Origin of the sequence: Paraburkholderia tuberum STM678 (genome assembly GCF_902833905.1) — a bacterium.
Taxonomy (GTDB): Bacteria; Pseudomonadota; Gammaproteobacteria; order Burkholderiales; family Burkholderiaceae; genus Paraburkholderia; species Paraburkholderia tuberum.
In genome coordinates this window covers 157738-170683 of the sequence record NZ_CADFGP010000014.1, presented here as the reverse complement: position 1 = coordinate 170683, position 12946 = coordinate 157738, and the positions used below count along the sequence as shown (strand labels likewise).

The following is a 12946-nucleotide window of genomic DNA, read 5'->3' as shown; positions in this document are numbered from 1 at the left end:
ACGAAACGAAGCTCGCTGGAGCAATCCAGTCGTCAGGAAACGCCGGATACGTGATCCGTACGTCCGGTGTTGTGGGAGGACGGCGGGGGCAACCCCGCCTCCTACCCGATACTATGCATTTGACGCGCGAAGGGCGCGCGCGTGAGCCGATCTAACGTGACCGGATCGGCAAGCCGCGACCCGGCGCGGTTGCCGATTGACTGCGTGCGCTCAGGTATCCGCGCGCCGCGTCCCCATCCACGGCAAGCGCTTGACTACGCCGGTCGCCAACGCGGTGCCGACCAGAATCACCGCGCACCCTTCGAGCATGCCGGGCGACACCGTCTCGCCGAGAAACAACGCGCCCCACAGAATGCCGAAGATCGGAATCACGAAGGTCACGGTGATCGCGCGCGTCGGCCCGGCGACCGCGATCAGATGGAAGAAAAGCATGTACGCGATGCCGGTACAGGCGACGCCGAGCGCGATCACCGCGCCCCACGCGCGCAGCGAGATCGGCGCGGCGGGCCAGTAGATGACCGCGAGCGGCAGCAGCACGATCGTCGCGCCGATCATCGTGCCGGTCGCGACGGTCAGCGCGTCGACACCAGTCAGGTGACGCTTCGTGTAGTTGGCGGCGATGCCGTAGAGCAGGGTGGCGCCGAGCGCGGCGCCGGCCGCGAGCGCGACGCTCAGCGGCGAGGCGGCCGAGCCGGCCGGCGCCGCGATCTGATCCCACACGAGCATCAGCACGCCGAGAAAGCCGACCACGAGGCCGAGCGTGCGCAGCGCGCTGAGCCGGTCGCGCAGCCACAGGAAGCCGACCAGCGCGCCCCACAGCGGCGCGCACGCATTGATCACCGACGTGACGCCCGCCGACAGTGTCAGCTCGGCATACGCGAACAGGCAGAATGGTGCCGCCGAATTGACGATACCGACCACGAGCAGCGGCACTGCGTGCGTGCGCAACACGGTGGCGGAATGTTGCAGCGGCCGTCGCGCGATCAGCACGATCGCGAGAAAGAGCGCGCCGATGCCGACGCGCAGCGCCATCAGCGGCGCGACGCCGAAGTCGGTCACGCCGACGCGGATGAACAGGAACGATGCGCCCCACAGGGCAGCGAGGATCAGCAGTTGCAGCAGGTTTCTGGTTTTCATTGGAATGGCGCCGCGCGCAGTTGAGTCGGGACGCCAGCTCATCGTAACAGTGCGATCGCGCGAATCGTTTCAGTACAGGATGAAACGGCAAGATCCGGGAGACAGCCGCGTCCGATGAGGTCGATGGTAAGCGCTGCGAGGGCGCGCGCCAAACGAGCAATTCTCGCCGATATGTGAGAAAAATTGCGATCGGCGGAACGGCAGTGGGGATGGGATCGGAAACGGCGCCCGCGATGCGCGGGCGGCCGTCCGAAAAGAGGTGAATTGCATTGCGCCGTTACTGGCGCGACCTCAATGCGGAATCATCCATTGCAGGACGTTCTGCTGCGCCCAGACGAGCACGCCGAGCAGCACTGTCAGCAGAATCGAATGTTTGAAGGTCTTGGCGAACACGACGCCTTCCTTGCCCTTCAACTCGGTGGTCGCGACGCCGGTCGCGATGTTCTGCGGCGAGATCATCTTGCCCATCACGCCGCCCGACGAGTTGGTCGCCGCCATCAGCACCGGATTCAGATTGAGCTGTTTGGCCGCGACCACCTGCAGATTGCCGAACAGCGCATTGCCCGACGTATCGCTACCGGACAGGAACACCGCCACCCAGCCGAGGAACGCCGACACGAGCGGAAACAGCGGCCCGACCGACGCAACGCCGAGACCGAGCGTGTAGGTGAGTCCCGAGTAGTTCATCAGGTAAGCGAGGCCGACGATCGTTGCCACGGTCAGGATCGCGATGCGCGTTTGCACCCACGTATCGGAGATCGCCTTGCCGAACTCGGCGGGCGAGAGACGTACGACGAACGCGGTGATGAGCGCGGCGACGAGGATCGCGGTACCGGTCGCGAGCGGCTGGAAGTCCCAGATCGCGCCGTACGGCGTGTTGTAGAGCGTGATGAACACGGCCTTGTCGAGACCGGGCCACGACACCTTGATGTCGCCGATCGTGAAGATCCTCGCGATCGTCCAGATGATCACGACGACCGACACGATGATCCACGGATACCAGCCCTGTGCGCCGCGGATCTTGCCGCGCACCTCGCTGATGCGGTCGACGTTGACCGCGAATTTCGGATCGCCGGCGGGCTTCCAGACGCGCAGGAACGCAACGGTGAGGATCAGCGAAACCAGCGAGGACAGCACGTCGGTCAGGCTGTAGTTGATGAAGTTCGAGACGACGAACTGGGTCAGCGCGAAGCTCAGGCCCGAGACCAGCAGCACCGGCCAGATCCGCAGCATGTTGCGAAAGCCCGCGTACACGGCGATCACATAGAAGGGCAGCAGGACCGCGAAGAAAGGCAATTGCCGCCCGACCATCTTGCCGAGCACATCGGACGGCAGATGCGTGACCGCGCCGAGCACCGTGATCGGCACGCCGAGCGCGCCGAACGCGACCGGCGCGGTGTTGAAGATCAGCGTGAAGGTCAGCGCTTCGAGCGTCGGAAAGCCGAGCATGATCAGCAGCGAGCTCGTGATCGCGACCGGCGTGCCGAAACCCGAAATGCCCTCGAGCAGCGCGCCGAACGAAAACCCGACCACGACGAGCACGACGCGCCGGTCGTTCGGCAGGTTGTCGATCATCCACAGGCGGAAGGCCTCGAAGCGTCCCGAGCGCTGCGCGATGTTGTACAGCAGGATCGCGGTGAACACGATCCACATCACTGGCCAGATCGCGAACACGACGCCAGCCGCGACCGAGTTGAACGCGAGCCCGACCGGAAACTGCCAGACGAAAATCGCCACGATCAAACCGATGATCAGTCCCGCGAGCGACGCTTGCCACGCGGGCCTGCGCGCCCAGCCGAGCAGCGCGAGCACGGCGATGATCGGCAGCGCGGCGACGATGAACGACGGAAAAAGCGAATTGCCAACCGGAGTGAGTAGTTGATGAAACATCACGTCTCCTTCTTTGTTGTGTATTTCGACGCGGGGGATTGCGCATGACGGCGCGTCGCTCTGATTCGGCGGACGCTCGCAAGTGGCCTCGACAAAGCGGCGTCGCCCGATTTAAGCGGGTGCTGCATGAAACCTTCCAAGGATAGAGCGCCTTACCGGCGCGTCAAGCCGGGAAAGTACGAGCGGGATATGCGCGGTGGAGGGCGATACGCGCGGAAAAACGACTCATGAAGAAGCGCGCGCGCCGGCAGTTGAAGTGCCGGCGCGTGCACGCTCCGCGACGAAAGAGGACAGGTCAATGCGAGTGGCCGCCCCCATGACCGCCCCCATGACCGCCCCAATGGCCGCCCCAATAACCGCCAATGCCGATCGCAATCGACGGTCCGTAGTAGGCGGGGTAGCCGTAATAAGCGGGATAAGGCGGCGGCGGATAGTAGGCGGGATAAACCGGCGGCGCCGCATACACGGGCGCGGGGACCGCATAACCGGGCGGCATGTCTTGCGGTGCGACCTGCATTTGCGCCTGGGCTTGAGGCGGCTGCTGTTGATCGGTCGCCGGCGCGGTTTGGTCGGCTGTGGTCGCGGGCGCGGTCGAATAGTACGACGGGTAATAGCCGGCGGGATAGTAGCCGGCGGGGTAATAGCAGCCTGCCAAAAAGAGACTCGAGGCGAGCAAGCAAATCGCGGTGGCGGGCCGCGCGAACCTCGCGGAAAAACTGGACGAATCGCGTGGCGTCGAGAGGCGCACCACGCAAAGATGGGTGACGACGCGGGACTTCATGGCGCGCTCCTCGATGAACCGATGCCGCCTTGCGCGACGTCGTTATGAGGAGCTTACGCTCTTGCCGCGGCAGCGCTGTGGCAAAACCGCAACCGCATATTTCAGCCTATTTCCACGCGCGTTGTCGGGACGAGGGCGCACCGCATCCGGCGCCCTTGGCAGTCCGGATCGTGGTCCGAAAAAATCGTTTGCTGTCCTGTATGAACCGTTAGACGCTCATCTGACGCAACGCTCACTTGCCGCTCACTTGCCGACCTGGTTACCGATGACGCCGCCTACCGCCGCGCCGCCCAAGGTCGACAAGCCATTGCCGCCGATTGCCGCGCCAGCGGCGCCGCCGACACCCGCGCCGATCGCGGTATCGCGTGTGCGTGGGGACATGTCGCCGCATGCCGCGAGACCCGCGACAAGTGAAAGGGCGGCTGCGACCGTACCAAGACGAGTACCGAGATGACGGATCGATTTCATGATGCTGACTCCGCTCGTTATTGGAAACAGATGTTTCCTTCTCTCAGCACGCAACGTGCCTGCTCGATGCGGTGGAATAAAAAAGCCCGCCATGCCGGCGGGCTTCGATACTGCAGTGCTGGTTCGCGCAAATCGCGCAACCCGCTCATTGCCGCTGATAAATCTCCGCGCCTTGCTTCATGAACTCGATCGACTTTACTTCCATGCCTTTCTTCAGCGCTTCGTCGTCGGTGACGCCTTGTTGCGCGGCGAACTCGCGTACGTCCTGGGTGATCTTCATCGAGCAGAAGTGCGGGCCGCACATCGAGCAGAAATGCGCGACCTTGGCCGAATCCTTCGGCAGCGTTTCGTCGTGGAATTCGCGCGCCTTGTCCGGGTCGAGACCGAGATTGAACTGGTCTTCCCAGCGGAATTCGAAGCGCGCCTTCGACAGCGCGTTGTCGCGCACCTGCGCACCCGGATGACCCTTCGCGAGATCGGCGGCATGCGCGGCGAGCTTGTACGTGATGATGCCGGTCTTCACGTCGTCCTTGTTCGGCAGACCGAGGTGTTCCTTCGGCGTCACGTAGCACAGCATCGCGGTGCCGAACCAGCCGATCATCGCGGCGCCAATGCCCGACGTGATGTGGTCGTAGCCCGGCGCGATGTCGGTGGTCAGCGGCCCGAGCGTGTAGAACGGCGCCTCGTCGCACCAGTCGAGCTGCAGGTCCATGTTTTCCTTGATCAGCTGCATCGGCACATGGCCCGGACCTTCGATCATCACCTGCACGTCGTGCTTCCACGCGATCTGCGTGAGTTCGCCGAGCGTCTTCAGCTCGCCCAGTTGCGCTTCGTCGTTCGCGTCGTAGATCGAGCCGGGACGCAGGCCGTCGCCGAGCGAGAAGGCCACGTCGTAGGCCTTCATGATTTCGCAGATCTCTTCGAAATGCTCGTACAGGAAGCTTTCCTTGTGATGCGCGAGACACCACTTCGCCATGATCGAGCCGCCGCGCGACACGATGCCGGTCATCCGGTTCGCCGTGAGCGGCACATATTGCAGACGCACGCCCGCGTGGATCGTGAAGTAGTCGACGCCTTGCTCAGCCTGCTCGATCAGCGTGTCGCGGAAGATTTCCCAGGTGAGGTCTTCAGCCTTGCCGTTGACCTTTTCGAGCGCCTGATAGATGGGCACCGTGCCGATCGGCACCGGGCTGTTGCGGATGATCCATTCGCGCGTTTCATGAATGTGCTTGCCGGTCGACAGATCCATCACCGTGTCGCCGCCCCAGCGGATCGCCCACGTCATCTTGTCGACTTCCTCGCCGATCGACGATGTCACCGCCGAGTTGCCGATGTTCGCATTGACCTTCACGAGGAAGTTGCGGCCAATGATCATCGGCTCGCTTTCCGGGTGATTGATGTTGTTCGGGATGATCGCCCGGCCGCGCGCGATTTCCTCGCGCACGAATTCCGCGGTGATTTCGGTGAGGCCGTTCGGACCGAACGCGCTCGCGCCGAATGCCTGGCCGGGGTGCTGACGGCCCATCATCGCGGCGAGCTTCGCGCCATTCGGGCCGCTCGTCTTCAGGGTCTCGAGGTACTCGGCACGGCGCTGGTTTTCGCGAATCGCGATGTATTCCATTTCCGGCGTAATGATGCCTTGCTTCGCGTAGTGCATCTGCGTCACGTTCCTGCCGGCGATCGCGCGGCGCGGCGTGCGATGCAGTCCCGGAAAGCGCAGCTGCGCGGTGGCCGGATCGGCGGCGCGCTCGCGGCTGAAGCTGCTCGACAGACCGGTCAGCGGCTCGGTGTCGCCGCGCTCCTCGATCCACGCCTCGCGCAGTGCGGGCAGACCCGCGCGGATGTCGATCTCCGCGTCCGGGTCGGAGTAGGGGCCCGACGTGTCGTACACGTAGATCGGCGGATTCTTTTCGCCGCCGAAGCTGTCGGGCGTGTCAGCCTGCGAGATTTCGCGCATCGGCACGCGGATGTCGGGGCGCGAGCCGGTCACGTAGACCTTGCGCGAATTCGGCAACGGCGCGACGGCGGCCTCGTCCACGTGGGCTTCGGCGGAAATAAACTTCGGGTTGGCGTTCATGTAAGTCTCCGTACAAAGTGGGGCGGCTAAGCAGGAGACCGAGATGGAAGTAGTCGGAAATCGCGGAGAGGTGAGGCACTTGGGGCTGGAGCGAAATCCGTACGCTTCCCTGCGCTGGCATTATCCAGATCAGGTTCAAAGGGTATTTCTCACCCACGCAACACGGACCTCCAGCTCCGCGCTACGCAGGACCCCCGCGTTAGCAGCGCACACGATACACCGCCCGCCCGCGGTTTGGCAACCTGTCTGAATGACTCAAAAAAACTGGTCCGGATGAAACCAGACATCTCCTATGCTTGATTCGAGACCGCATCAGACAGGGCAACTTACAGCGAGGGAACGGCCGCCTTACAGTGAAAAATCGTCGGCGGCTTCAGGCTGATACAGGATTTTGTCGAGCTTGAGCACTTTCTGATCGCCGCTGGGTGGCGTGAAGCGGACGCTCTCGCCGCGGCGCGCGCCGAGCAGCGCGAGGCCAGCCGGCGAGAACACATTCAGGCGCCCTTGCGCGAAATCGGCGTTGGGCGGATAGACGACGGTCCACGTCATCTGTTCGCCGCTCGCTGCGTCGATCAGCGTCGCTTGCGAGTTCATCGTGACGACGTCGGCGGGGATGTCGTGCGAGTCGACGATTACCGCGCGTTCGAGCACATCGTCGAGCATGTGCTGCAACTTGGCGTCGGTGGCCGCGTATTTCTCTAGGCGGGTCACGTCGAGTTCGGTCAGGTAGCAGGTTTTGATCTTCTTCATCATCAGGACTCCGGATAAGGCGGTCATGGATGGCCGCGTGCAACGACCCATGGGGTGGTCGGCGGATGAGTGGACGAATGGGAGAGCCCGGTGCCCGGCGACGCGGCCCTGGGTATTGGCGGGCTGCGTCAGCGAGGGCGCCGGGCGGCGTGAAGCGGGACCGTTCGGGACGTCTCGCCGGGGCCGTGCGACGCGACGTCCGCGCGCGCGCACTCGCCTGCGCGGCATGGGCGCAAGCGGGCGAGAGCACGGAAAGTCGGACGACGCAGAGAAGTCACGGGCAAAACGACCAGGTATTGGGGAAAAGCGATCGAGAGGTGCCGGGCGACAAAGCGTGAGGCCGCGCGGCAGCAGCGAGACGAAAGTTTGATGTTAGCACGCTGTCTCACGCAGCTCCGTTTGCGACGTCGCGCCCGTCGATTGACCGTTTTTGTGCGGTGCGAGAAGAAAGCGGTGTGGTCCGCATTGCGTTCAAGCCAGTCAGAGGATTGCCGTTAAACAAAGTGCAGCGAAGGCCGCACTCCGGCGAAGCGATTCGCGGGATGGCGCGTGAATGGCGCGAGGCGACTCGCGCCGATTGACAAAGAGGTGCACATGAAAGCGGAAAGCAGGCGGTGGCGAACGTTCGGTCGCACAGTCGCGGTGGTGGCATTGCTTGCCGCGCCGCTGGCGGCGCCGGCGGCATCGACGGTGACGGGCGGCGTGATCCGGTTCGTGGGGATGATCGTTGCACCGCCGATGCAGATCAGCGGGGATACGGCGCCCATTGGCGTCGCCGTCGGTAGCGCGAGCGTGGCGGGTCAGCGCTTTTCGCGCACGGTGACGTTCAGCGCGCCGCCGGGCGTCGTCAGCGGGGCCGATGTCGCGCTCGAAGTGAACGGCGGCACGCAGTCGCGCGATCTGGTGGCGGCGCGGTTCGTCGATGGCACCGGGCGCGTCGCGACGGCCCGCGACGGCCACTACGCGGTCGATCGCGCGGGCGGCGTGCTGTCGCTGAACGCGAAGCGCACCGATACGGACACGCGCGTGACGGTGGTGGTCAGTTACGACTGAGTCGCGGGCGAGCTTTGGCTGGCTCATCCCGCGCCGGAAAAAAATTAAAAGAGGCTTGTCATAACCGGCCGCGCGGCTCGACAAACGTGCAGATTACGATCGGAGCACGTCATGTCGACCGCGCACAATCGCTCGATACTTCAGCGCTTTACGACTTTTTCGACGCCCGCCGTTGGCCTTGCGCTTTTTCTGCTGAGCGGTTCTGGCATCAGTGCGGCCGACGCGGCCGGGCCCCTATGCGTCACGCACAGCCCCGCGCACCGCGTCGCGCTCGTCGAGCTGTACAGCAGCGAGGGCTGCGATAGCTGCCCGCCCGCCGACCGCTGGCTCAGTCAATGGAAAAGCGACGGCGCCGCGCACGGCATCGTGCCGCTCGCGCTGCACGTCGACTACTGGAACAGCCTCGGCTGGACCGACCGCTTTTCCCAGCATCGCTTCACGGAACGTCAGCAGACGCTGACGCGTCTCGCGGGCGCGCACACGGTCTATACGCCGGAAGTGTTCGTCGCGGGCCGCGAGCTGCGCGACTGGTCGCAACGCGACAGTTTCGAGCGCCGCATCGACGCGCTCGTCGCCGAACCCGCCCAGGCGAGCGTAGCACTTGCGCTGCGCCCGCGTGCGCCCGGCGCGTTCGATGTCGATGCGCAGTTCAGCACGACGGCAGCCGCCGCCACGGGTGCGTTGAGCGCCTATCTCGCGATCTATGAGAACGCGCTGACGACGCAGGTCGGCGCGGGCGAAAACCGCGGCGCGACGCTGCATCACGAGCGCGTCGTGCGCGCCTGGTTCGGGCCCGTGCCGCTCGTCTCCGGTCACGCGCGGATTCATCAGGACATCGATGTACACGCTGCGAGCGTCGATGCGCAAGCCGATCCGAGCGCCAACGCCGCCGGCCGCTTCGGCGTGGTCGCGTTCGTCGAAAGCGACGCGAGCGGCGACGTGCTGCAAGCGACCGACCTTCCCGCGTGCCGTTGATCGACCTCGCGCGCGCCGCATTCACTACCGCTGCTCGAGGAGAGCCCAATGTCCACACCCCACGCCTTGCGCCCCAGCGCACCCGCCGCGCCCACCGCGCCGAAGCGCGGCGCCATTCATCCGCTGTGGCTGCGCATCACGCATTGGCTGAACGCGCTCGCCGCGATCGTGATGATGCTGTCGGGCTGGCGCATCTACGACGCGTCGCCGATCTTCCCGGCGTTCAGCTTCCCGACCGCGATCACGCTGGGCGGCTGGCTCGGCGGGGCGCTGCAATGGCACTTCGCGGCGATGTGGCTGCTGGTGTTCAACGGTCTCATGTATATCGCGCTGAATCTCGCGAGCGGGCGTTTCGTGCGCAAGTTCCTGCCGCTGACGCCGCGCGCGGTACTGCGCGATTTCGTCGCCGCGTTGCGCGGGAAGCTTTCGCATGGCGATCTGCGCGTCTACAACGCGGTGCAGAAATTCGCCTACCTGTTCGCGATCGCCGATCTGATCGTGCTCGTGCTATCGGGGCTCGCGATCTGGAAGTCGGTGCAGTTTCCGCTGCTGCGCGAACTGATGGGCGGCTACGACAACGCGCGCATCGTGCACTTCAGCGCGATGTCGCTGCTGGCCGCGTTTCTCGCCGTGCATCTGGCGATGGTCGCGCTCGTGCCGCGCTCGTTGCTCGTGATGTTGCGCGGACGTTGAGCCCGCGGCTACCCACGCGCATGCTCACGCTCATGAAAACGCAACGCGAATTCCAAACGGATACCGAATCATGAACAAGCCGATAGAGAAACCAGCGGACCCATCCACACATCGTGTGAGCCACAAGCTCGACCGCGCATCGATCCTGCTCGATGCGAAGCGCGAACTGGCGATGCCGTCGCGACGCCTGTTCGGCAAGCAGCTCTTGACGCTCGGCGGCCTGTCGATGCTGACCGGCTGCTCGCTGACCGACGACGCTTCCGTGAACCGTTTTCTCACCGCCGTGTCGCGGCTGAACGATCGCGCGCAGGCCGCGCTGTTCGATCCGAAGCAGCTCGCGCCGACCTACACCGAAGCGCAGATCACGCGGCCGTTTCCATTCAACGCGTACTACGGCATCGACGACGTGCCGCACGTCGACGGCTCAGATTATCAATTGAAGCTGAGCGGCCTCGTGACCGGCCAGCGCGTGTGGACGCTGCCCGAGCTGTACGCGCTGCCTCACGCGGAGCAGATCACGCGACATATCTGCGTCGAAGGCTGGAGCGCGATCGGCCGCTGGGGCGGCACGCCATTCGGCGATTTTCTGCGGCGCGTCGGCGCGGACACGACGGCGAAGTACGTCGGCTTCAAATGCGCGGACGACTACTACGAAAGCATCGACATGCCGACCGCTTTGCATCCGCAAACGCTGCTGACGTTTTCCTACGACGGCGAACGGCTGCCCGCGAAATACGGCTACCCGATGAAGCTGCGCATGCCGACCAAGCTCGGCTACAAGAATCCGAAGCACATCGTCGAAATATTCGTCACCAACACGTATCCCGGCGGCTATTGGGTCGACCAGGGCTACAACTGGTTCGGAGGCTCCTGACGCATGCGGGCGCACGCGCGCTTGCGGCAGCGGCTTCGGAAGCACGCCGGCTCTCGCCGGCTTCGATTCATCCACCACCAAGGAGTCATCCCATGAAGAAGATTGCAGTTACCACGATCGCATTGTTGATGCTGGCAAGCGGCGGCGCGGCCTTCGCGCAGGCGAGCGGCGCGATGTCGAACGGTGAGATGTCGAAGAATGCGATGTCGAAAGATTCGATGTCCAAAGACAGCATGTCGAAGGACGGCATGAAAAAGGACACGATGAAGCACGACTCGATGAAAAAGGGCGGCGACGCGATGAAACACGAGGCGTCGGGCGCGATGGGCAACTGAGTCGGCGCCGAGGGCGCTTAGCGATCCTGCCGATGCACGGCCGCGCATCGAACGGATCCGACACCGCAAGCCGGGGATGCGTCCCCGGCTTTTCTGTTGCAGGAAACCCAAAAGTTACGATTCTCTCGCGTGGTGTTCTCGGCGCTTACTGCATAATGCGGTGCGCGCCGCGGCTTTGCCAACCTTGCCGCCGCGCAGCGCGGCCGCGTTGCATCGTGTCGTTTTGACCGACGCGGCCGCCACCGCCGTTTCTGGCGCTTCCGGCGCCGCCCATCGTCTTCCCGTTCCACCGACATGTCCGCCAGCCTCGCCCGTCCGACCGCATCGCCGATGCGGTGCCCGCCATCCCGCCCGAAAAGTATCGACGCAGGCTCGGCGCCTCGCGGGCATCGAGCGCATCGCGCGGGTCGAGTGGCGACGGCGGACTGAAGCATGTCGCTGCAACGTTCAGCTTTTTCTCCGCGCGGCTGGCCGCTGCGTCTGCCGCAGTCGCGCAACGGGCGGATCGCGCTCGCGCTTGCCGTCGTTTATCTGGTGTGGGGCTCGACGTACCTCGGCGTGCACGTCGCGCTCGGCTCGTTCCCGCCGCTGCTGATGTCGGGCTTGCGCAACCTGTTCGCCGGCATCGGTCTGTTCGTGTTCGCCGCGCGCCGCAAGCCGATCTGGCCGAGCTTCGCCGAAATCCGCAACGCCGGCCTCGTCGGCACCATGCTGGTAGGTCTGTCGAGCGGCATGCTCGCCTACGGCATGCGCACGGTCGGCACCGGCACCGCGGCCGTGATGGTCGCGACCGTGCCGCTGTTCGCGACCGTGATCGCGGCCGTCGCCGGACGCAAGATCGGCCGCGGCGAATGGTTCGCGGTCGGGCTGGGGCTCGCCGGCATCGTGATTCTGAGTCACGGCGACAGCACGCCGGGCTCGACGGGCGGCAGTCTCGCGATTCTGTGCGGCGCGCTGTTCTGGGCCGGCGGCGCGCATCTGGCCGGGCAGCTGAAGCTGCCGTCGGACCTGTTTCTGTCGACCTCGCTGCAGATCGGCCTCGGCGGCGCGATGTCGACGCTGGTCGCGTGGGCGTCGGGCGAGCGGATGCTCGAGCTGCATATTCTGCCTCTCGTCGCGTTCCTGTATCTGATGTTGATTGGGACGATGGCGGCGTACGTCGCCTACGGTTATCTGATTCGCCACACGAGCCCGATCATCGCGAGCAGCTGCATGTACGTGAATCCGGTCGTCGCGGTCGCGCTGGGCGCGCTGCTGCTCGGCGAGCCGGTCACCCGCTCGACGGTAATCGCGACGATCGTGATTCTGATCAGCGTCGGCCTGTCTTTCTGGTTCGATTACCGGAACAAGCGCAGCGCCTGATAGCGGCGCGGTTCTCGTCGAACCGCGCGCCCGCTGTCAAAGCCTTGCCGCCAGCTCCGCGCCCTCGCGGATCGCCGTGCCGTTTCATCGCGTTCTGAAAACGCGTCGCGTCGATTGCCAGCCAGCACCCAATCATTCACGAAAAAAAAGCCCGCAGCGGCATCCCGCGACGGGCTTTGCAAATCCTGCTGCCATGTGCCGGCTTATTTCGCCTTATCCGCCTCGTTCGTGATGGCGTGGCCGCCCTTCGAAATATCTTCGCCAGCGCCCGCCATCGTGTTGCAGCCGGTGACAAGCATGGCAGTTCCTGCGAGCACAAGCAAAGCGATCAGTCGAGTCATGAAACTTCTCCTTGTCGAGAATGCATCGGTTGATGTCGTCCGACCGGGGCCATGCCAGTCGATCAGATCTCGATCCGGTTTCGAACCGGTCTGATTGCATGGTAAAAAAAGGGCGGGGGCGGCGCTGTCGGCCGTGCCGCGATTTTGTCGTAGGCGTGCTCCGGTGTTTGCGTCGGCGCACTCCTACAACGGCTTGGGGGCGCTGCGGCG

The 12946-nt window shown here is 64.6% G+C and carries 13 protein-coding genes and 1 riboswitch; of the genes, 6 read left to right on the top strand and 7 right to left on the bottom strand.

From position 1 onward, the window contains the following. Window positions 1-210 precede the first annotated feature (210 nt). The 6 genes from HWY30_RS15070 to HWY30_RS15045 form a co-directional block, all read right to left on the bottom strand. Window positions 211-1137 carry a DMT family transporter gene (locus HWY30_RS15070; RefSeq protein ID WP_090805384.1) on the bottom strand — a complete coding sequence of 309 codons (927 nt, stop codon included), beginning with the start codon at window positions 1135-1137 and terminating at the stop codon, window positions 211-213. A gap of 291 nt (window positions 1138-1428) precedes the next feature. Continuing rightward, the gene (locus tag HWY30_RS15065; protein ID WP_090800941.1) at window positions 1429-3027 is read right to left on the bottom strand and encodes an L-lactate permease; all 1599 of its coding nucleotides are present in this window, start codon (window positions 3025-3027) and stop codon (window positions 1429-1431) included. A 295-nt stretch (window positions 3028-3322) separates the two neighbouring features. After that, on the bottom strand, window positions 3323-3808 hold the full coding sequence (locus HWY30_RS15060; RefSeq protein ID WP_090800939.1) for a hypothetical protein: 486 nt from the start codon (window positions 3806-3808) through the stop codon (window positions 3323-3325). 243 nt (window positions 3809-4051) lie between these two features. Continuing rightward, complete coding sequence (locus HWY30_RS15055) at window positions 4052-4276, bottom strand: glycine zipper 2TM domain-containing protein (RefSeq protein ID WP_090800937.1); 225 nt, start codon at window positions 4274-4276, stop codon at window positions 4052-4054. Between the two features lie 145 nt (window positions 4277-4421). Next, a complete protein-coding gene (gene thiC, locus HWY30_RS15050) occupies window positions 4422-6353 on the bottom strand; it encodes a phosphomethylpyrimidine synthase ThiC (RefSeq protein ID WP_090800936.1) in 1932 nt (643 codons plus the stop codon). Between the two features lie 88 nt (window positions 6354-6441). Further along, window positions 6442-6559: riboswitch (TPP riboswitch) on the bottom strand. A 142-nt stretch (window positions 6560-6701) separates the two neighbouring features. Next, window positions 6702-7103, bottom strand: coding sequence for a GreA/GreB family elongation factor (locus HWY30_RS15045; RefSeq protein ID WP_176078894.1), 402 nt, complete (start codon window positions 7101-7103; stop codon window positions 6702-6704). 594 nt (window positions 7104-7697) lie between these two features. On the opposite strand from HWY30_RS15045, the gene HWY30_RS15040 reads away from it, so the two are divergent. From HWY30_RS15040 to HWY30_RS15015, 6 genes are all read left to right on the top strand, one after another. Beyond that, entirely contained in the window at window positions 7698-8156 is a 459-nt protein-coding gene (locus tag HWY30_RS15040; protein ID WP_090805382.1) for a hypothetical protein, read from the top strand. A 111-nt stretch (window positions 8157-8267) separates the two neighbouring features. Further along, a complete protein-coding gene (locus tag HWY30_RS15035; protein WP_090800932.1) occupies window positions 8268-9131 on the top strand; it encodes a DUF1223 domain-containing protein in 864 nt (287 codons plus the stop codon). 48 nt (window positions 9132-9179) lie between these two features. Then, a complete protein-coding gene (locus HWY30_RS15030) occupies window positions 9180-9824 on the top strand; it encodes a cytochrome b/b6 domain-containing protein (protein WP_090800930.1) in 645 nt (214 codons plus the stop codon). A gap of 70 nt (window positions 9825-9894) precedes the next feature. After that, the gene (locus tag HWY30_RS15025) at window positions 9895-10698 is read left to right on the top strand and encodes a molybdopterin-dependent oxidoreductase (RefSeq protein WP_090800928.1); all 804 of its coding nucleotides are present in this window, start codon (window positions 9895-9897) and stop codon (window positions 10696-10698) included. Window positions 10699-10790: 92 nt separating this feature from the next. Next, window positions 10791-11033 carry a pentapeptide MXKDX repeat protein gene (locus HWY30_RS15020; protein WP_090800926.1) on the top strand — a complete coding sequence of 81 codons (243 nt, stop codon included), beginning with the start codon at window positions 10791-10793 and terminating at the stop codon, window positions 11031-11033. 432 nt (window positions 11034-11465) lie between these two features. Further along, the gene (locus tag HWY30_RS15015; protein ID WP_090800922.1) at window positions 11466-12395 is read left to right on the top strand and encodes an EamA family transporter; all 930 of its coding nucleotides are present in this window, start codon (window positions 11466-11468) and stop codon (window positions 12393-12395) included. Between the two features lie 203 nt (window positions 12396-12598). Here HWY30_RS15015 and HWY30_RS15010 read toward each other — a convergent pair whose 3' ends face one another. Then, window positions 12599-12736 (bottom strand): entericidin A/B family lipoprotein, encoded by a 138-nt coding sequence (locus tag HWY30_RS15010; RefSeq protein ID WP_018421109.1) that lies wholly within the window; start codon window positions 12734-12736, stop codon window positions 12599-12601. Window positions 12737-12946: the final 210 nt, after the last annotated feature.

Bases quoted from the DNA above. Each gene is read 5' to 3' on its own strand.
- HWY30_RS15020 (WP_090800926.1), top strand. From the start codon at position 10,791: ATGAAGAAGATTGCAGTTACCACGATCGCATTGTTGATGCTGGCAAGC.
- HWY30_RS15070 (WP_090805384.1), bottom strand. From the start codon at position 1,137: ATGAAAACCAGAAACCTGCTGCAACTGCTGATCCTCGCTGCCCTGTGG.
- HWY30_RS15030 (WP_090800930.1), top strand. From the start codon at position 9,180: ATGTCCACACCCCACGCCTTGCGCCCCAGCGCACCCGCCGCGCCCACC.
- HWY30_RS15025 (WP_090800928.1), top strand. From the start codon at position 9,895: ATGAACAAGCCGATAGAGAAACCAGCGGACCCATCCACACATCGTGTG.
- thiC (WP_090800936.1), bottom strand. From the start codon at position 6,353: ATGAACGCCAACCCGAAGTTTATTTCCGCCGAAGCCCACGTGGACGAG.
- HWY30_RS15045 (WP_176078894.1), bottom strand. From the start codon at position 7,103: ATGAAGAAGATCAAAACCTGCTACCTGACCGAACTCGACGTGACCCGC.
- HWY30_RS15040 (WP_090805382.1), top strand. From the start codon at position 7,698: ATGAAAGCGGAAAGCAGGCGGTGGCGAACGTTCGGTCGCACAGTCGCG.
- HWY30_RS15055 (WP_090800937.1), bottom strand. From the start codon at position 4,276: ATGAAATCGATCCGTCATCTCGGTACTCGTCTTGGTACGGTCGCAGCC.
- HWY30_RS15010 (WP_018421109.1), bottom strand. From the start codon at position 12,736: ATGACTCGACTGATCGCTTTGCTTGTGCTCGCAGGAACTGCCATGCTT.
- HWY30_RS15060 (WP_090800939.1), bottom strand. From the start codon at position 3,808: ATGAAGTCCCGCGTCGTCACCCATCTTTGCGTGGTGCGCCTCTCGACG.
- HWY30_RS15015 (WP_090800922.1), top strand. From the start codon at position 11,466: ATGTCGCTGCAACGTTCAGCTTTTTCTCCGCGCGGCTGGCCGCTGCGT.
- HWY30_RS15035 (WP_090800932.1), top strand. From the start codon at position 8,268: ATGTCGACCGCGCACAATCGCTCGATACTTCAGCGCTTTACGACTTTT.
- HWY30_RS15065 (WP_090800941.1), bottom strand. From the start codon at position 3,027: ATGTTTCATCAACTACTCACTCCGGTTGGCAATTCGCTTTTTCCGTCG.